We start from the raw sequence: 17,229 nt of genomic DNA on the forward strand, positions 1-17,229 counted from the left end.
ATCATTTAGAGCTAAATGAGGTGTGCAGTGGTGGGCGATTACAACCCGGACGACGCGGTGGACGCGGTTGCGTTGGCCTGGCTTCGCGAAAGGCCGGGCACGCCCGTAGAGGGTATCGGCATTGTGACCAGGCTGTGGATGTGCGCCAAGCTGCTCGGTGAGGATCGCCGACGGGTACTCGCCTCGGCCGGTGCGGACACAGCCACGCTGGACCTACTCAGTGTCCTGCGGCGATCCGGCGAGCCGTATCAGTTGACGACTCGCCAGATCACCGAGCAGACCGGAGTCACGGCCGGTGCGATCTCGCAGCGACTCGCGCGCGCGGAGAACGCGGGTCTGGTGGAGAGGTCCTCCGCCGCGCAAGGGTCACGACTAGTGCTCGTGACCCTCACTGCCGCCGGTCACGAACTGGTGGAGCAATTGGTGGACCGAGTCCTCGGCCGTGAAGCCGAACTGACGTCGATTCTCACCGAGCAGCAGCAGGCCGAACTCACCGAACTGCTGCGTGTCTTTCTCGACGGTCTACGCGGCGAACTCGGTGACCCTGGCGTCGCGCACGTCGGGGCTTGATCAGGACAGACGCTCGAACACTGCAGCCAGGCCCTGCCCGCCGCCGATGCACATCGTCTCGAGGCCGTAACGCGCTTCGCGACGGTCCATCTCGCGCAACAGGGTGGCCAGGATTCGTCCACCCGTGGCACCGACCGGATGGCCGAGGGAGATGCCGGAGCCGTTGGGGTTGACGCGTGGGTCGTCGGCTTCGAGCTTCCAACTCTGCAGGACTGCAAGTGCTTGTGCCGCAAAGGCTTCGTTGAGTTCGATGACATCCATGTCCGCCAGGGTCAATCCGAGGCGGCCGAGTGCCTTCTCCGACGCCGGGACGGGACCGATGCCCATGGTGCGCGGGGGAACTCCGGCAACGCTCCAACTTGCCAGGCGTACGAGGGGTCGCAGTCCGAGTGCGCGGGCTTTGTCTGCGGTGGTGACGATCGCCAGCGCTGCGCCGTCGTTCTGGCCGCTGGCATTACCTGCCGTCACGGTGGAGTCCGGGTCGATCTTTGCGCGCATGGGACGAAGGCGTGCAAGCGATTCCATCGAAGTGTCGGCCCGCGGATGCTCGTCGGTGTCGACGAGCAGGGCCTCACCCTTGCGCTGCGGAACGGATACCGGAACGATTTCCTCGGCGAAGACGCCGTTCTTCTGTGCGGCAACGGCACGCTGATGCGACTGCACAGCGAGTGCGTCCTGATCTTCGCGACTGATGGAGAACTCGGCGCGCAGGTTCTCTGCCGTTTCGATCATTCCGCCGGGAACCGGGAAGTCGCGTCCGCCGGCTGTCACGCGGGCGCGCGCGAGACGATCGCTGAGCGCAACACCTTCACCCTTGACGCCCCAACGCATTCCGGTTGCGTAGAACTCTGCCTGGCTCATCGACTCGGCACCACCCGCGAGGACCAGATCACTGCCACCGGACTGAACCTGCATGACGGCCTGGATGATTGCCTGCAATCCCGACCCGCACCGGCGATCCACCTGCATGCCGGGAACATCGACGCCCAGACCGGCGTTGAGCGCCGCGATGCGTCCGATCGCCGGAGCTTCACCGTTCGGCGAAGCCTGGCCGAGAATGACGTCGTCGATCTCCGCGCCGGAAATGCCGGTACGTGTGACGAGTTCGGCGATCAACGTCGAGGCGAGATCTTCCGGGGCTACGTCACGGAAGACACCGCCGAAGCGGCCGACAGGGGTGCGGAGCGGTTCACAGATGACAACGTCAGGCATTGGTTCTTCCTTGGGTATGCCCGGTCAGCGAGTGGCTGCCGAGTGATTGTTGGACGACTGAGTACGTCCGAGATCGACGGAGATGGCGTCCGCGGTGGCGACTGCGGCCGGAACCAGTTCACCGCGAACAGCTTCGGCGCTGTAGCGGGCGGCTTGGGTGGAGATGTTGACAGCCGCGACCACATCACCGGTTGCGTCCCGGATGGGTGCGGCGAGCGAGCGCAGACCCTCTTCGAGTTCCTGATCGACAATCGCGAATCCGTCGGCGCGAATCTTCTCGAGTTCGGCACGCAGACCGTCGGCGGTGGAGATGGTCTTGCCGGTCAGTCGGGTGAAGGACACTCGGGCGAGGTAGGCGTCCAGTGCGTCGTCCGGCAAGCCGGCGAGCAGAACTCGACCCATGGATGTGGCGTACGCGGGAAAGCGCGTGCCGATGGTGATGGAAACCGTCATGATGCGGCTGACCGGAACACGGGCCACGTACACGACGTCGTCACCGTCGAGGATCGACACGGACGTGGATTCACGGACCTTGGCGGACAAGGCTTCCAGATGCGGCCCGGCGATCTCGGGAAGGGACAGACTGGAGAGGTAGCTGTAGCCGAGTTCGAGGACTCGCGGCGTCAACCAGAACACTGAACCGTCAGTACGTACGTATTCGAGTTCGACGAGTGTGAGCAGGAAGCGGCGAGCAGTCGCACGCGTGAGATCGGTGTGCCTGGCAACTTCGCTGAGGGTCCGACGCGGGTGCTCACCGTCGAAAGCCTTGATGACGGACAGCCCACGGGCCAGCGACTGCACGTAGTCCGGTGACGGTCCCGGCGCTTGCTCGCTGCTGTTCTCACTCATGTTGTCTCGTTCTCCTCAGGTTCGGCCGAGAGGTCCGCGAGTGCTTGCTTTCCCAGCGCAAAAGCCAAGTTGCTGTTCGGCACACCCGCATAGACCGCGGTATGGAGAAATACTTCCACGAGTTCGTCGGGATCGATCCCGGCACGCAGCGCAGCGCGAATGTGCATGTCGAGTTCGTGTTCGTTGCCGACGGCGGTGAGGATCGCGAGAGTGAGGAGCCTGCGGGTGTGGTGATCGAGGCCGGGGCGTGACCAGATGTCACCCCACGCCGTGCGAGTGATGAAGTCCTGGAACGGGGCCGTGAATTCGGTGGCACCGGCGATGGAACGATCGACGTGGGCGTCGCCGAGCACCTGACGTCGTACGATCATACCTGCCGATACCGCGGCGCTACGTTGGGCGAGCGCAGATGTGTGCGAGGCAATATGCGTTGCAAGCAGTTTGGTGACGCGCCCGGCCTGTTCGACGTTGGCGAGGTGTGCGCCGGGATCGACCACGTGCAGTACCGCATCGGCGATACCGTCGGCGATCGCGCTCAACGTCGCCGGAGGTGTCGACGGATCCTGCTCGCCCGCGACGAGGAGCGTCGGAGCGACGATGCGGGCCAGGTCGGCGCGGCCGTCCCACATCGAAAGCGCCTCGCAGCAGGCGGCATAACCCTCGTCGGGTGTGGCTTCGACCATCGCGACGTGGCGGGCGACAAGCTCCGGATCGTTTTCGGCCAGTCCCGGCGTGAACCAGCGTCCGACGACGGCGGCCGCGATGGACGCGATGCCGTCCGCACGGACAGCCTGCGCACGATCGATCCACGGCTGAGCCGGGGCGAACTGCGAGGACGTGCACATCAACGTCAACGTCTCGACGCGAGTGGGGTGGTGCGCGGCGATCCATTGGCTGACAGCGCCGCCGAGGGAGAGCCCAACGAGATGTACGGACTCGAGTTCGAGCGAATCGAGGAGAGCGATGACATCGCCGGCAAGATCGGCAATGGAGTAGGGGCCCGCAGGCACCGGTGACTTGCCGTGGCCGCGATGGTCGACGGCGATGACGCGGTAGCGATTCGACAGCGCGTGAATCTGCGGCTGCCACATGGACAGATCGGATCCGAGTGAACCCAGGAGAACCACTGCCGGGGCATCGGGATTGCCGGTCTGTTGAAAGTTGAGCGCGACGCTCATCGAGATCCTCCTGTGGGGCGTTCGGCGAGGGCGCGGTCGACCAGATCGGTGGCGTGGCCCAGATAGTGTGCGGGGTCGAGTAGTTCGGCGATCTCGGTTTCGCTCAGGTGCTCTGCGATGGCGGGATCACGATCCAACCTGGTTCCGGAAGTGGCTGCCGCGGTGACGATGTCGCGTGCTCGATCAGTGTGTGCGGACAGGGCCTTGGTGACACGCTCGGCGAGAATCAGGCCACCGGTGATGTCTAGATTACGAGCCATCGACTCGGTGTGTACTTGCAGGCCGGTGAGGCTCACGGAAAGCTGGTGCGCTGCTCCGCCTGCCAGACGCAAGAGATCGGTGACGGTTTCCCACTCGGCGTGCCAGGGGCCTGCGGCGCGAGCGAATTCGTGATCCATGTTCGACAGGGCTGTGGCCACCAGGGCGGGAGTGCGTCGCGCTGCTGCGCGGGCGGTGATCGAGGCAACCGGATTCTGCTTGTGGGGCATGGCCGATGAGCCGCCCGGAGCGCTCTCGGCGACCTCGGACAGCTCGGTGGACGCCATGACGGTGATGTCGGTGGCGGGCTTGGAAACGGCGCCGGCGACGATACCGAGTGTGGTCGCGAGTTCTGCGATGGTCACGCGGTCGGTGTGCCAGGGAGTGACCTGCCTGGCCAGACCGAGTTCGTCGGCCAGCGCGTCCGCGATCCTGAGCCCGTCGGGATACAACGCAGCGAGTGTTCCTGCGGCTCCGCCGAATTGAACCGGCAACGTGGACAGCACGATTTCGAGACGAATCGCTGCGGCGTCGAGTGCGGTGAACCAACTCGATGCCAGTAGCCCGAAGGTGGTCGGAAGTGCTTGTTGTCCCAGGGTTCTCGCGACCATCGGAGTAGAGCGATGGATGCGGGCGAGGTGGGCGGCGGAATCGGCGGCGCGGGTCAGGTCGGCGAGAACCACCGCGCCCGCGCGTCGCGTCAACAGCATCAGCGCACAGTCCATGATGTCCTGACTGGTGGCGCCCGGGTGCACCACGGAGGCAGGCACACCTTCCTGTCCCACCCTTTCGCGCAGCATCTTCACCAGCGGAATGACGGGATTTCCGCCGGCGGCCGACGCGCGGCCGAGCGCCACGATGTCCAGGCCGCCCGGTTGTGAGAGTTCAGCTGCGGCGGTCGCCACCGCGGCGCAATGTTCCCCGTCGGCCAACCCGACGGTGGCCATCGCACAACTCAGTGCGGCCTCCACGTCGAGCAACGCGGTGACCCACGCCTGGTCGGACAGGTGCTCCGATACTCGGGTGGCCCCGAACACCGGGTCGAACAGTGCGCCGCGAGTGGGCATGTGTACTCCTCTTACAACTCGAAGAAGGGCGTCTCGACGCCGTTCGCGTCCTCGTCCTGAACATAGACCGTCCAGGAGTACCCACCGTCGACCTTGGTTGCAACCAACTTCGCGCGTTCGGTTTCGCTCAGTGAGGACAGCACCGGATCTGTTGCGTGTGCGTCGGTGTCCTCGGGGAAGTACAAGCGGGTGACCAGGCGGTCGAGCATGCCGCGAGCGAAGACCGACACGTTGACGTGCGGCGCCTCGTCCGCATCCGTTTCAGTGGGCTGCGCTCCGGGCTTGACGGTGTGGACCAGTGCGGTGCCGGTGGAATCTGCTGCGCTGCGGGCGAATCCGCGAAAACCCGCCGGAGTGAGGTCCACTGCGCCGCGGGGATCGTCCGGATGGTTGAAGCGCCCGAGCGTATCGGCTTGCCATGTTTCGATCATCGCGTCGGCGACGGGTGTGCGGGCGCCGTCGATCACCGTGATGGCCAGCGTGATTCGTCCGGGGGTGTCGGTCGGGGCAGCGTCGGGGCCGTCCGTCCAGGGGAGGCCGATGTGCCAGTACGGTCCGACGGTCTGAGAGGGCGTGACCCCGAAGGGGGCGGTGGTGAAGTCGCCGGGGACGACCGGATAAGTGGGTGCGGGCTTCGCGGTGCGATCAGTCATCGTGGTCTTCCTCGTTTTCGAATACGGAGGCATTACGGCCGCGCAGGACGATGTCGAAGCGGAACCCGAGAGCCCAGTTGGGGACTGTGGCGTCGTAGTCGAAGACGCTGACCATGCGGTGACGGGCTTCTTCGGGCACTGAGTTGTAGATCGGGTCCTGGAAGAACATCGGATCTTCGGGGAAGTACATCTGCGTCACGAGGCGCTGCGTGAATGCCGTGCCGAACAGCGAGAAATGGATGTGGGCCGGTCGCCAGGCGTTGTCGTGGTTCATCCACGGGTAGGCGCCCGGCTTGATCGTGGTGAAGCTGTAGTGGCCGTTCGCGTCGGTCACGCAGCGACCGAGCCCGTTGAAGAACGGGTCCAGCGGCGCGGGCCAGTTGTCGCCGGTGTGGCGGTAGCGTCCACCGGCGTTGGCCTGCCACACCTCGAGCAGTGTGTGGGGGACCGGCTTTCCGTCGCCGTCGAGTACACGGCCGTGAACGACGATGCGCTGTCCCTGTGCTTCGCCGCCGTTGGCAATGGTCAGGTCGTTTTCGCCGGCGCCGACGCGATCTTCGCCGAATACCGGCCCGGTGAGCTCCGTGAGGCGCTGGGGGAGCAGCTTCAGCGGTTGCTTCGGGTGGCGAAGAGAAGTGGTCTTGTAGTCCGCGAAATCGGCCGGGGCGTTGACGCCAGTCGGCCGCTGGTACCTCGGCGGTAGATGCAGCATAGGGAACCTCGTCGTTCGGTTACGTGAAGTTGTTCGCAATGTGTACATGTGTTGCGCTCTGCGAACAGAATAGTTCGTAGATGTGACCCAGGCAATGCCGGGGGCGAAAAATGTTCGTGATGCGCACGGGGGTTCACAATACGTACGCACCGCGCTACTGTGATCGACATGATGGACAAAGTCATTCCCACTGCTGCCGAGGCCGTCGCCGACGTGCCGGACGGCGTCACGATCGCTGTCGGAGGTTTCGGGCTCGTCGGAGTGCCGGAAATCCTCATCGATGCGCTCCTAGAGCAGGGCGCGACATCACTCGAAACGGTGAGTAACAACTGCGGCACCGACGGGTTCGGGCTCGGAGTGCTTCTGGAGAAGGGGCGTATCCGTCGTACTGTCAGCTCGTACGTCGGCTCCAACAAGGAGTTCGCGCGTCAGTACCTTTCCGGTGAGCTGGAAGTCGAACTCACGCCGCAGGGCACGCTCGCCGAGCGCATGCGCGCCGGGGGAGCGGGCATCCCCGCGTTCTTCACCCCGGCCGGCGTCGGCACCCAGGTCGCCGACGGTGGCCTGCCACTGCGTTACGACGGCAACGGCGGCATCGCAGTTGCCAGTCCGCCCAAGGAAACTCGTGACTTCGACGGCGTCACCTACGTGATGGAGCGCGGCATCGTCGCCGACTATGCACTGGTCCATGCCTGGAAAGGTGACCGGCACGGCAACCTCGTCTACCGCGCGAGTACCCAGAACTTCAATCCGGCTGCAGCAACGTCGGGGCGCATCACCATTGCGCAGGTCGAGCACCTCGTCGAGCCGGGTGAGCTCGACCCTGCCGAGATCCACACGCCGGGCATTCACGTTCAGCGTGTTGTCCACGTCGGCCCCGTGACGGTCGGCATCGAGAATCGGACGGTACGAGCATGACTTCTGTACTACCCACCAAACTCACCCGCGAAGAGATGGCGGCCCGCGTCGCGCGCGAACTCGAGGACGGGCAGTACGTGAACCTCGGCATCGGTATGCCGACGCTGGTTCCGAACTACCTCCCGACCGACATCACCGTTGTATTGCATTCGGAGAACGGCGTTCTGGGCGTGGGGCCGTACCCGACCGAGGACGAACTCGATCCCGAGCTGATCAATGCGGGCAAGGAGACCATCACCGTTCTCCCCGGTGCGTCGTTCTTCGACTCCTCAGCGTCGTTCGGCATGATCCGCGGCGGCCAGGTCGACGTTGCCGTGCTCGGTGCCATGCAGGTCAGTGCCACCGGAGACCTCGCGAACTGGATGATCCCCGGCCACATGGTCAAAGGCATGGGCGGCGCGATGGATCTGGTCCACGGCGCAAAGCGCGTCATCGTGATGATGGAGCACGTCTCGAAGAAGGGTGAGCACAAGATCGTCGAGGAGTGCTCGCTTCCGCTGACCGGTAAGGGCTGTGTCCAGCGAATCATCACCGACATGGCCGTGATCGACGTGACTGACGACGGTCTCCGCTTGGTGGAGACGGCGCCGGGCATCAGCGTCGAGGACGTGGTTGCTGCCACCGGAGCGAAACTGATTCTTTGACAGTATGTTTCATCTGATGGCTCAGCCGCCGGGTCGTGACTTCCATCCGACCCGGCGGCTGTTTTACGCCCCGACGTCCTTCAGCTCGCTCTCGACCGGAATCCAGAGCTCGAACCGTGCGACGGTGAAATCGTCGTTGTATTCGGTACGCATGATCTCGGGACCAGGTACGGAGCGAAAAGGGTTGGCCGGGAACCATTCCGTGTAGATATCGCGCCACAAGTACTGCACAGATTCGATTGCCGACCCGTCGGCGGTGAACACGGCCCACGTGTGTGCGTCGACCGTCAGCACATCGAAACCCGTGGGTGAAGGTTTGCCGGTGACCACTCCCAGGTAGTAATCCAGTTCTGTACCTTCGGTTCTGGGATGCGCCAAATTGTCGACGACACTGACGATTCCTGCCGGCTCCTGATCGGACAGCTCGCGCAAACCGCGCAGCGCAACCTTGTCCACGGAGCGGGTGAAATCTTCGATCGCAGAATTGGGACCTTCGTGAACCAGTGGAACCCGGGTCTGGAATCCGACTACCGTCAGGGCAGGTTTGTCCACAAGCATGTAGTCCATCGGTGTGGCTCCTTCCAACGTCACGTGAATGACAAGTTTCGGTTGTGATTTGAGAACGGCGGGAGCGCGTTTGACCGCGCCGGGGCTCACGCCGTGAAATGCGGTGAACGCTCGTGTGAAGGCTTCCGCGGACGAGTAGCCGTACTTCACGGCGGTCTCCAACACTCCTGATCTGCTGACGGACAACTCGGCACCGGCCAGGGTGAGTCGACGTCGACGGATGTATTCGGATACGGGAATGCCGGCCAGGGCCGAGAACATCCGCCGAAAGTGATACTCCGAGGTGGTTGCCAGCCTTGCCATCTCGGCTGTGTCGATCTCGCCGCTCAGATTGTTTTCGATGTAGTCGAGCGCGCGGTTCAGTCCGTCGATCATCGTGTCTTCCTGTTCACGGGTTTCACGCTACGCAGATCACTTGGTCCGTACCCGACTATCCGTGCCCGAAAAAGTAGGGCAGGAAATGCATCTGGACAACTCAGTTAATCATCATTATCTTGAATCGAACATCGATGGTTGACCAGGAGGCACAGTGAGCACCCGTTTTCCGCAGGCTGAATTGACCGAGGTGCCCGAGGACATCGCCGCCAGGATTCTCGAGATCCAGGAGAAGTCAGGGTTCGTGCCCAACGTCTTCCTGATGTTCGCTCGGCGGCCAGCCGAGTTCCGGGCATTCTTCGCATACCACGACGCGATCATGCTCAAGGAAGATTCCGCACTCACCAAGGGCGATCGAGAAATGATCGTCACCACGATCTCTGCGGCCAACAAATGTACGTACTGCGTTGTCGCGCACGGCGCGATTCTGCGTATCTACGAGAAGAAGCCGCTGGTTGCCGACCAGGTTGCGGTCAACTATCGCACCGCAGAGATCTCCGATCGTCAGCGCGCGATGCTCGACTTCGCCACCAAGGTGAACTCCGCCTCGCACGAAATCGCCGACGTCGACTTCGACGCCCTCCGTGAGCACGGCTTCGGCGACGAGGATGCGTGGGACATCGCCGCGATCACTGCATTCTTCGGGCTCAGCAATCGCATGGCGAGCTTCTCCGGCATGCTGCCCAATCCGGAGTTCTACCTGATGGGGCGCGTTCCGCGGTCCTGATTCCTGCGACTCGAACATAAGCTTTCAATTTTTCGGACCGACCGGTCGTAACGTCTGGAACTCAGCCGACGAAGTAAAGGCTGTCCACGCCGGAATTGCCGTCTTCGTAAAGAAGGCCGAAAGGTTGAGCGCTATGTCGGAGAAGTCCATCGCCCATTCTCGGAGGGTCCGCTCTGCGGCCGCCGGTGCCGTACTAGCTCTCGGATTGGCGGTGGGCGGCACAGGAATTGCATCGGCAGAGCCCGAAACCGTGTGTACCCCGAGTGCCGATCCGCTGGTGACCTGCGCCGAGGAAGAGGCAGCTGCCACCACCGACGCCGACGCGGCGACGAGCACCGAGACCACACCCGAGAAGGTTGAAGCCGGGGTCGCGGGCGCGGGCAGTGCCGAAACCGCAGGTACGGACGCCGCAGCACTGGCGGAAGCCGAAGCAAAAGCCAAAGCAGCAGCCGACGCGGCAGCGAAGGCCGCCGAAGCAGCCGCAGCGGCAGGGGTCGACTCGTCCGCAGCGACAGACACTTCGGTGAAGGCGACCGAGGCAATGACTCAGGCGAGCGTCGAGGCAACCAAGGCGGCGGTCGAATCGACCCAGGCCAAGGCGGAGGCAGGGGCCGCGGAACAGTCTGCCAAGGAAGCCGAAGAGGCAGCCAAGGTTGCGGAGTCCGCTGCAGCCGATGCCAAGGAGGTAGCAAAAACAGCTCAGGCAGAAGCAGACGCCGCCGCAGCCAAGGCTGCCGAACTCGAGGAAGCAGCGAAGGCCGCCGGTTCGGGGACCAAGACCGAGGAGGCGGCACAGGCGCGCGCCGAGGCTAATGCTCTGCAGGCCAAAGCCGATGAGGCGAAGGCTGCCGCGGATGCAAACGCCAAGCTGGTTGCGGACAAGAACAAGGAAGCCGAGGAAGCCTTCAAGAACTGGGACATCGCGAAGGGACTCGCCGCAAAGACTCAGGCGTTGGCCGCGGCTTGGAATGCCAAGCAGCTCGCGATCACCGTCAAGGAAACTCAGAAGGTGGCCACCGCCGCCGAAACCACGGCCAAGGCAGCCGAGTCCGCGGCCGCAACCGAGGTAGAAGCTGCCACTGACGCCCGTAAGGCCGCAGATGAAGCGGCAGCTACCGCGGCTTCCGCACGAAAGGACGCCGACGCTGCGCAGAAGGCCGCGGAGACGGCCCAGGCCGAAGCCGATGCTGCGGGCGAGGCTGCCACCGACAAGCGAGCCATCGCCGACGAAAAGGCTGCCGAAGCCGCCAAGAAGGCCGAAGCTGCCGAAGCAGCGAGTAAGAAGGCGCAGGATCTCTACCTGGCCGCCGAAGACGCGAAGGCCGCAGCCGACGCCGCAGCAGCAAAGGCCAAGGAAGCTCAGGCCGCCGCGGCCGCCGCGAAAGCCGAAGCGGATGCAGCGCAGAAGATCGTCGACGAGCTCAAGGCAAAGGGCGAGAAGGAGATCGACAACGGAACAGGCGTCGGCGGTGAAGTGATCATCGGTGAGCACACCGACGACGGCTCCGGGGTCACGAAGGTCGACGAGACCACCGCTGTAGTGAACAAGACCGGCGTCAAGCTGGTCGGCTACTACAACAACAAGGGCGCCTTCGACGTCGTCGACTACTACGTCACCGATGCCGACGGCGATCCGGCACTTGCAGGAAGCCTGCCCCCCGTCGAACTTGCTCTCGGTGACACTGCAAGCAGCAGCACCAGCGGTAGCAGCAACTCCAACCTGCCGGCTGTATTGATCGGCGTCGGAGTCGTGGGCGCTGCCGCCGCAGCAGCTACGACGGTGGTTGTTCGTCGCAAGCGTCATGACGGCCCGGGCAACACGTCTGCGTAGCGCCGGCCTCTCGGCGGTAGCGATCCTCGCCCTCCTCGCATCCGGATGTTCGGGCGAGAATGCGGGATCGCTACCTGACCGCTCGCCGGTGCAGTCGCATATCGCGGCTGCACCGGCTTCGGTGACCGTCGATCCGGCAGAACCCGAGAGGATCGAGTTGAGGTCTGCGTCCGGGGTCACGTACCTGAGCAGTCCGTTGCACTCGGAGAAACTGATGCGCGGCGGCGAGAGTGGGCAGCAACTGAATCCCGTCGACGAACTGCCGGTGTGGTGGGGCGAGAGCGGAATGCCGGGAACGGAAACCACACAGACCGTTGTTGTCGTCGGGCACAACTACACCACTCGCGAAGCACCGTTCCGGGCGCTCCGGGTAGTGGAGCCGGGCGATCGAATTCTCCTGGCTACATCGAACGGCACACTCGAGTACGACGTCGAAACCGTCGGGCCGCTGCACAAAGGTTCGCTGCTGGGCACTCACGAGTTGCGCGAATCGGTTCCGGGACGGTTGATCCTCGCCAATTGTGATGTCGTCGAAGGAGAGTCGACCGACGACAATTACGTCGTCATCGCCCAGCTGGCAGCGCACTGAATCCGTGGCAGTGCAAGAATAGGTACATGGATTCCCTCGGACTTCTCTCGGAACTGGTAGCTCTCGACACGGTCTCGGGGGAGGCCGCTCCTCAACGGCGGGCGATGGATTCGATTGTCTCGTTGGTTCTCTCACGTGCGCCACAGGCGACGGTGGAGTCAGACCTGACCGGCAATCATCCCTGGGCCTTGATCACCAACGAAGCTGCACCCTCGGCAGCCAGACTCCTGTTCGCCTGCCACGTGGACACGGTGCCAGTGGGCACTGTCTCCGACTGGGAGTTCGACCCGTACGCCGCACAGGTCGACGGCGAATTGTTCCTCGGCAGAGGGACATCGGATATGAAGGCCGGCCTTGTTGCCGCTACTGCCGCGGTTGTCGACGCTTTCGAACGTGGAGTCCCGGTCGCACTACTGCTGACGAGCGACGAGGAAATCGGATCGCTCGGGGCCGTTCGTTCGGCCGACGCCGTAGCGAATCTCGAGGTCGGGGCTGTCATCGTTCCCGAGGCGACCGGCAATCGCATCAACCTGGGGCACCGCGGTGCACTGTGGCTCGAAGTGTCCGTCAAAGGAAAAGCCGCGCACGGGAGTACGCCGCAGCGAGGAACAAACGCTGTCCTCAAACTGCTTGACGTCGTCGATCGAGCTCGGCGTGAGCTTCCGCTGTCGTCCGACGCGTTTCTGGGCGCCGAAACCTGGAACCTCGGTTTGGTCGGCGGCGGTTCGGCTCCGAACATCGTGCCGGACAATGCACGTGCGGTGATCGATCACCGCACGGTGGGAGACGGCGCAGACCTGCTTGCATGGTGGCGCGCCCAACCGGAAGTCGACTCGGTAGAGACGTCGATTCACCTGGGAGGTGTGCGTACCGACGCGTCGGATCCGTGGTTGGCTACCTTGCCGATCTCTGTTGCAACCGAACCGGTTTCGTACTTCACCGACGCTTCGGTGCTGGCAGCGGCCGCCCCCGGCGCTCCTGTCGTGATCTGGGGCCCTGGCACTCCCTCGTTGATGCATGCGGCCAACGAAAGCGTCAAGGTGTCCGAACTGGACGATGCGATCGCTGCCTACGGTGCCGTGGCTGCTGCTTGGCCGACGGTGGACTGACGGACAATCAGTTCAGGAGCAAGCGCAATGTGGGCTGTCGACTCGGAAGAGTTGTTCATCGCCTGATCCAGAAGTCGCACAGCTTCTTCCGCGATTCTCTCCTGCGGCTGTCCGACCGTGGTCAACGGCGGATTGCACAGTTCGGAGAAGGGGATGTTGTCGAAACCGGTGACCAGAACGTCGCCGGGGACGTCGATGCCCAATGCGTGGCAGGTCTGCAGCACACCGAGCGCGATCAGGTCGTCGGCGCAGACCAAGGCGTCGGGGCGAGTCTTGCCGGTCAGGATGGTGTTGGACGCCGTGCGTCCCCATTCGATCGAATACTCGCCGAGTTGTGTCCACTCGTCACGAGTTTCGATTCCCATTCGATCCGCATGGCGGAAGAATCCGGCCCGGCGAAGTTCGGTCGACGAATTGGTCAGCTCGGAACTGATGAAGGCAGCCGATCGCGCGCCGCGCTCGGACAGATGCTCCATCACGAGTGATTGAGCGGCGTCGTCGTCGACACCGACCCAGTCCGTTTGGGTATCCATTGCAAACCGGTCCAGTTGAACGACCGGAAGCGTTGCTGCGCTGGCTCGTACTGCTTCGGCACTCAATTCGCCGTGGCACGGGCTGATGATGATTCCGTCTACCTGCCGCGAGACGAGCGACTTGAGCCGCTGCGCTTCCACGTCGGGATCGGAACGAGAATCGCACAGGAACAGTTGTAGGCCGCGCTGAGCCAGGACGTGTTCGACATTGACCACCAACGAAGTGAAGAAGGGATTCGCGATACTGGGAACCACCATGCCGACAGTGTCCGTCCGATTACGACGCAGTGAGCTGGCGATGATGTTTCCCGAGTATCCGAGAGAATCCGCGGCTCGTTTGATCGTCGCTGCAAGCTCGTCCGAGACAGGGCGGGATCCGGACAGTGCCCGCGACACGGTGGCAGTCGAGACCCCGGCCAGTTCCGCGACATCGCGAATGGTCGCCTTGCGCATGCGTCCCCCGTTTTCTGCTCGATTCGGGTCCGAGGTTATCGAACCGCACGGTCCAGTGTCCCGCATGTAACGCGATTGAGGCAATCGTTTACAAATTCGAATTGTGAAATCCTTGACACAACCCGGTGTTGATCGCATAACCTGCTAATTCATCAAGGCAATCGATTACATCGTGTGCAGATCTTGTGCATGGACATACAGCGCAAATCTTGCGCATGGAATGGGGTAGCTGAAGTGACCGCATCACCGCTCGGAGTCTTTCCGCCCAAGCCCTCGGCGTTGGCAGAGATGTTCACCGGCACGCCTTCTCTCATCGGGGCCATCCACCTCCCTGCTCTGCCGGGCAGCCCGCACTACACCGGGCAGCCGGTTTCGGAAATTGCTCGCTTCGCTGTGGAGGAAGCGCACGCGTACGTCGACAACGGTTTCGACGGTGTGATCGTCGAAAATCACTGGGACATACCGTTCCTCAAGCCCGGTGAACACGGATACGAAACCGCCGCCAGCATGGGAGTCATCACGGCAGCGGTGGTCGGTGAGTTCGGCAAGGCCGTCGGCGTCAGCATCCTGTCCAACGCCGGCGAGTGCGGAGTGGCCGCGGCGTGGGCGGCAGGCGCGAGTTTTGTGCGCGTCAATCAGTGGGCCAATGCCTACATTGCCAATGAGGGCTTCATCGAGGGTCAGGCGGCCAAGACGACGCGCTTCCGTCATCGCATCGGCGCCGACCCGGTCCGGATCTTCGCTGACGTGCACGTCAAGCATGGTGCGCATGCCATTGTTGCGGACCGCACCGTCGCGGAACAGACCGAAGACGCCGAGTTCTTCGATGCAGATGTCCTGATCGCGACCGGTTCGCGCACCGGTGACGCCGCTTCGGTCGACGAGGTTTCCGTGATCCGAGACAACACCGTTCTTCCCGTGATCATCGGATCCGGCATCACGGCTGCCAACGTCGCAGCGCTGATGAAGGAATGCGACGGCGCCATAGTTGCATCCTCGGTGAAGGACAATGGACGCTGGTGGGGACGGGTCGCAGGCGAGAAGGTCCGCGAACTGTCCCGGGCCGCAGGAAAGTAACCATGATTGTCTTTTGTGGATACGCCAACAACGATGTGACGGTACATGTTCCACATGTACCGGTGCTCGGAGAGCGCGTGCAGGCAACGGCCATCAGTCAGATCGACGGTGGAATGAATGCAAATGCTGCGGTATCCGCAGCCCGAATGGGCGCGCAGGTGATCTTTGCCGGTGCCGTGGGCCCGGACGCGCGATCCACCGAGTTTCTCGAAGCCCTCGAGGCTGACGGCATCGACACCAGTTGGTCGCCGCGAGATGCGTTCCTGTCGACGGCAGTTGTACTCATCGCGCAGGACGGCGATCGCTCCATCATCAGTCAAGACGACCCGAACGATGCCGAACGCATCGGAGTTGTCATCACCCGATTGGCTGCTGCCGGTGGTGGACGGCTGTTCCTCGACGGATACCGTGCGGGCTTCCTGCCAGAGGGATTGCCGGGAAGCGTAAGTCTGGTAATCGATCTGGACGGTTGTGAAAACAAAGCCGCGGCACTGCGCGCATTCGCGCTCGCTGACCACGTCGTCGTAGGGCGTGCCCTGTGGGAAGGCGAGTTCGGGATCGGTTTCGATCAGTGGCAGGCACTGGCCGCCGAGCACAACACACACCTGCTGGTGACCGACGGCTCGCGAGGTTGGACACTGGCCACACCGGGCGGCGAGGTGACGAGCGAACCGGCAGTAGTGGTCGACGTCGTCGATGCCGTCGGGGCCGGTGATTGCTTCGGCGGTACGTACATCGCTTTTGTCGACGCCGGGCGCTCACCGGTGGACGCTGCACGACTCGCGGGAGCCTCGGCTGCCTTGGCTTGCGCCACTGCCGGACCCCGCGGATGCCCCACCCGAGATGAATTGGACAGCTTCACAGCAACATTGACCCCTCACACCCTTTTGGAGACTCGATGATGAAACGTGCATTGCCTCTGGCGCTGGGAGCTGCAGTCGCGCTCACGCTCACCGCTTGTGACTCGGCTTCGTCGAGTGACTCGAAGGACGCATCGGGTGGCTCGTCCATCCCGCAGCCGACCCGAGTCGCCGAAAGCTGCGACGGGACGAACGGCAAGCTCAAGGTCGGTCTGGTGACCATCAACCTTCAGGCGCTGTACTTCAACCAGATCAACAATGCCGCCAAGAACGTCGCGGACAAGGCAGGTGTCGACCTGCAGATCATCAGTGGCAACGACGATTCCGTGGCGCAGGCCAACGCCTTCGACAATCTGATCGCCGCCGGAGTCGACGCGATCATCGTCGATGCAATCGACACGGACGGAATCAAGCCGTCGGTGGTCAAGGCCAAGAACGCGGGCATCCCCGTCGTCGCGGTCGACGCGACCATCGACGATCCGGCGCTGTCGACTCAGGTCGGTACGGCCAATGCCGAGGGCGGTGCCAAGATCGGAAACACCTTGGCCGACGTCGCGAACAACACCGGAACGGTCGGTATCGTCGGCGCGCTCAACAGCACTGTCCAGTTGGAGCGGCAGAAGGGCTTCACGGAGACCGTGACCGGCCGCGGAATGACCGTCGGCACCGTCGTGGACGGACGTAACATTCAGGAGAACGCACAGACCGCAGCGGAGAACCTGCTGACCGGCGGTGGCGACATGAAGTACGTCTACGCAACCGGTGAGCCGGCTTTGATCGGACTCGTTGCGGCGGTCAACAGTCAGAAGGCGCAGGATCGCATCGAAGCAGTCGGTTGGGATCTTTCGGATCAGGCGGTAGGCGGACTCAAAGCCGGTTGGCTTAAAGGCGTGGTCCAGCAGAACACCTTCGAATTCGGCCACGAGGCAATGAATTCGGCAATCGACCTGGCTTGTGGTCGCGGCGCTCCGGCGAACATCCCCGTCCCCACCCAGATCGTGACCCCGGAGAACGTAGCCGACTACATGTACTACTTGGAGAAGTAAT

At 63.3% G+C, this 17,229-nt stretch carries 18 protein-coding genes; 10 read left to right on the plus strand and 8 right to left on the minus strand.

What is annotated here, in order from left to right:
* The first annotated feature begins 30 nt into the window (after window positions 1–30).
* Window positions 31–570, plus strand: coding sequence for a MarR family transcriptional regulator (locus tag CPI83_RS03790; RefSeq protein ID WP_020970947.1), 540 nt, complete (start codon window positions 31–33; stop codon window positions 568–570).
* Here the strand turns inward: CPI83_RS03790 and CPI83_RS03795 are convergent, their stop codons facing one another.
* The 6 genes from CPI83_RS03795 to pcaH are packed head-to-tail and all read right to left on the minus strand — an operon-like array spanning window position 571 to window position 6,499.
* Window positions 571–1,782 carry an acetyl-CoA C-acetyltransferase gene (locus CPI83_RS03795; RefSeq protein WP_047888311.1) on the minus strand — a complete coding sequence of 404 codons (1,212 nt, stop codon included), beginning with the start codon at window positions 1,780–1,782 and terminating at the stop codon, window positions 571–573. It lies immediately after the preceding gene.
* Between the two features lie 24 nt (window positions 1,783–1,806).
* On the minus strand, window positions 1,807–2,631 hold the full coding sequence (locus CPI83_RS03800; RefSeq protein ID WP_020909283.1) for an IclR family transcriptional regulator C-terminal domain-containing protein: 825 nt from the start codon (window positions 2,629–2,631) through the stop codon (window positions 1,807–1,809).
* Entirely contained in the window at window positions 2,628–3,809 is a 1,182-nt protein-coding gene (gene pcaD, locus CPI83_RS03805) for a 3-oxoadipate enol-lactonase (RefSeq protein WP_047888310.1), read from the minus strand. Before pcaD ends, CPI83_RS03800 begins: the two co-directional genes overlap by 4 nt.
* Window positions 3,806–5,134 carry a 3-carboxy-cis,cis-muconate cycloisomerase gene (pcaB, locus tag CPI83_RS03810; RefSeq protein WP_097386805.1) on the minus strand — a complete coding sequence of 443 codons (1,329 nt, stop codon included), beginning with the start codon at window positions 5,132–5,134 and terminating at the stop codon, window positions 3,806–3,808. Before pcaB ends, pcaD begins: the two co-directional genes overlap by 4 nt.
* An 11-nt stretch (window positions 5,135–5,145) precedes the next feature.
* A complete protein-coding gene (gene pcaG, locus CPI83_RS03815) occupies window positions 5,146–5,787 on the minus strand; it encodes a protocatechuate 3,4-dioxygenase subunit alpha (protein WP_021331870.1) in 642 nt (213 codons plus the stop codon).
* Window positions 5,780–6,499, minus strand: a complete 720-nt coding sequence (pcaH, locus tag CPI83_RS03820; RefSeq protein ID WP_046379373.1) for a protocatechuate 3,4-dioxygenase subunit beta — start codon at window positions 6,497–6,499, stop codon at window positions 5,780–5,782. The genes pcaG and pcaH overlap by 8 nt, the downstream gene beginning before the upstream one ends.
* 171 nt (window positions 6,500–6,670) lie before the next feature.
* On the opposite strand from pcaH, the gene CPI83_RS03825 reads away from it, so the two are divergent.
* Window positions 6,671–7,417 carry a CoA transferase subunit A gene (locus CPI83_RS03825; RefSeq protein ID WP_007730016.1) on the plus strand — a complete coding sequence of 249 codons (747 nt, stop codon included), beginning with the start codon at window positions 6,671–6,673 and terminating at the stop codon, window positions 7,415–7,417.
* Entirely contained in the window at window positions 7,414–8,061 is a 648-nt protein-coding gene (locus CPI83_RS03830; RefSeq protein WP_007730017.1) for a CoA transferase subunit B, read from the plus strand. The genes CPI83_RS03825 and CPI83_RS03830 overlap by 4 nt, the downstream gene beginning before the upstream one ends.
* A 63-nt stretch (window positions 8,062–8,124) precedes the next feature.
* Here the strand turns inward: CPI83_RS03830 and CPI83_RS03835 are convergent, their stop codons facing one another.
* Window positions 8,125–9,003, minus strand: coding sequence for an AraC family transcriptional regulator (locus CPI83_RS03835; RefSeq protein ID WP_097386806.1), 879 nt, complete (start codon window positions 9,001–9,003; stop codon window positions 8,125–8,127).
* Between the two features lie 154 nt (window positions 9,004–9,157).
* Between CPI83_RS03835 and CPI83_RS03840 the strand changes: the two genes are divergently transcribed.
* From CPI83_RS03840 to CPI83_RS03855, 4 genes are all read left to right on the plus strand, one after another.
* The gene (locus CPI83_RS03840; protein WP_097386807.1) at window positions 9,158–9,730 is read left to right on the plus strand and encodes a peroxidase-related enzyme; all 573 of its coding nucleotides are present in this window, start codon (window positions 9,158–9,160) and stop codon (window positions 9,728–9,730) included.
* 133 nt (window positions 9,731–9,863) lie between these two features.
* The gene (locus CPI83_RS03845; protein WP_097386808.1) at window positions 9,864–11,561 is read left to right on the plus strand and encodes a hypothetical protein; all 1,698 of its coding nucleotides are present in this window, start codon (window positions 9,864–9,866) and stop codon (window positions 11,559–11,561) included.
* Window positions 11,533–12,150: a sortase gene (locus CPI83_RS03850; protein WP_097386809.1), complete on the plus strand. Its 618-nt coding sequence runs from the start codon at window positions 11,533–11,535 to the stop codon at window positions 12,148–12,150. Before CPI83_RS03845 ends, CPI83_RS03850 begins: the two co-directional genes overlap by 29 nt.
* A 26-nt stretch (window positions 12,151–12,176) precedes the next feature.
* On the plus strand, window positions 12,177–13,259 hold the full coding sequence (locus CPI83_RS03855) for a M20/M25/M40 family metallo-hydrolase (RefSeq protein ID WP_097386810.1): 1,083 nt from the start codon (window positions 12,177–12,179) through the stop codon (window positions 13,257–13,259).
* On the opposite strand, the gene CPI83_RS03860 is transcribed toward CPI83_RS03855, so the two are convergent.
* Window positions 13,220–14,245, minus strand: a complete 1,026-nt coding sequence (locus CPI83_RS03860; RefSeq protein ID WP_019745496.1) for a LacI family DNA-binding transcriptional regulator — start codon at window positions 14,243–14,245, stop codon at window positions 13,220–13,222. The two genes, CPI83_RS03855 and CPI83_RS03860, sit on opposite strands and share 40 nt — an antisense overlap.
* 234 nt (window positions 14,246–14,479) lie before the next feature.
* Here CPI83_RS03860 and CPI83_RS03865 point away from each other — a divergent pair, with 234 nt between their 5' ends.
* Genes CPI83_RS03865 through CPI83_RS03875 form a run of 3 tightly spaced genes read left to right on the plus strand, consistent with a single transcriptional unit; the run spans window position 14,480 to window position 17,228 of the window.
* Window positions 14,480–15,322, plus strand: coding sequence for a BtpA/SgcQ family protein (locus CPI83_RS03865; RefSeq protein ID WP_003940276.1), 843 nt, complete (start codon window positions 14,480–14,482; stop codon window positions 15,320–15,322).
* 2 nt (window positions 15,323–15,324) lie between these two features.
* Entirely contained in the window at window positions 15,325–16,224 is a 900-nt protein-coding gene (locus tag CPI83_RS03870; RefSeq protein ID WP_092764202.1) for a PfkB family carbohydrate kinase, read from the plus strand.
* On the plus strand, window positions 16,221–17,228 hold the full coding sequence (locus tag CPI83_RS03875; RefSeq protein WP_019745494.1) for a substrate-binding domain-containing protein: 1,008 nt from the start codon (window positions 16,221–16,223) through the stop codon (window positions 17,226–17,228). Before CPI83_RS03870 ends, CPI83_RS03875 begins: the two co-directional genes overlap by 4 nt.
* Window position 17,229: the final 1 nt, after the last annotated feature.

The organism is Rhodococcus sp. H-CA8f, assembly GCF_002501585.1.
Taxonomy (GTDB): domain Bacteria; phylum Actinomycetota; class Actinomycetes; order Mycobacteriales; family Mycobacteriaceae; genus Rhodococcus_F; species Rhodococcus_F erythropolis.

Excerpts from the sequence above, each read along its gene's own strand:
- CPI83_RS03795 (WP_047888311.1), bottom strand. The coding sequence starts at position 1,782 with ATGCCTGACGTTGTCATCTGTGAACCGCTCCGCACCCCTGTCGGCCGC.
- CPI83_RS03800 (WP_020909283.1), bottom strand. The coding sequence starts at position 2,631 with ATGAGTGAGAACAGCAGCGAGCAAGCGCCGGGACCGTCACCGGACTAC.
- pcaD (WP_047888310.1), bottom strand. The coding sequence starts at position 3,809 with ATGAGCGTCGCGCTCAACTTTCAACAGACCGGCAATCCCGATGCCCCG.
- pcaB (WP_097386805.1), bottom strand. The coding sequence starts at position 5,134 with ATGCCCACTCGCGGCGCACTGTTCGACCCGGTGTTCGGGGCCACCCGA.
- pcaG (WP_021331870.1), bottom strand. The coding sequence starts at position 5,787 with ATGACTGATCGCACCGCGAAGCCCGCACCCACTTATCCGGTCGTCCCC.
- pcaH (WP_046379373.1), bottom strand. The coding sequence starts at position 6,499 with ATGCTGCATCTACCGCCGAGGTACCAGCGGCCGACTGGCGTCAACGCC.
- CPI83_RS03825 (WP_007730016.1), top strand. The coding sequence starts at position 6,671 with ATGGACAAAGTCATTCCCACTGCTGCCGAGGCCGTCGCCGACGTGCCG.
- CPI83_RS03830 (WP_007730017.1), top strand. The coding sequence starts at position 7,414 with ATGACTTCTGTACTACCCACCAAACTCACCCGCGAAGAGATGGCGGCC.
- CPI83_RS03835 (WP_097386806.1), bottom strand. The coding sequence starts at position 9,003 with ATGATCGACGGACTGAACCGCGCGCTCGACTACATCGAAAACAATCTG.
- CPI83_RS03845 (WP_097386808.1), top strand. The coding sequence starts at position 9,864 with ATGTCGGAGAAGTCCATCGCCCATTCTCGGAGGGTCCGCTCTGCGGCC.
- CPI83_RS03850 (WP_097386809.1), top strand. The coding sequence starts at position 11,533 with ATGACGGCCCGGGCAACACGTCTGCGTAGCGCCGGCCTCTCGGCGGTA.
- CPI83_RS03855 (WP_097386810.1), top strand. The coding sequence starts at position 12,177 with ATGGATTCCCTCGGACTTCTCTCGGAACTGGTAGCTCTCGACACGGTC.
- CPI83_RS03860 (WP_019745496.1), bottom strand. The coding sequence starts at position 14,245 with ATGCGCAAGGCGACCATTCGCGATGTCGCGGAACTGGCCGGGGTCTCG.
- CPI83_RS03870 (WP_092764202.1), top strand. The coding sequence starts at position 15,325 with ATGATTGTCTTTTGTGGATACGCCAACAACGATGTGACGGTACATGTT.
- CPI83_RS03875 (WP_019745494.1), top strand. The coding sequence starts at position 16,221 with ATGATGAAACGTGCATTGCCTCTGGCGCTGGGAGCTGCAGTCGCGCTC.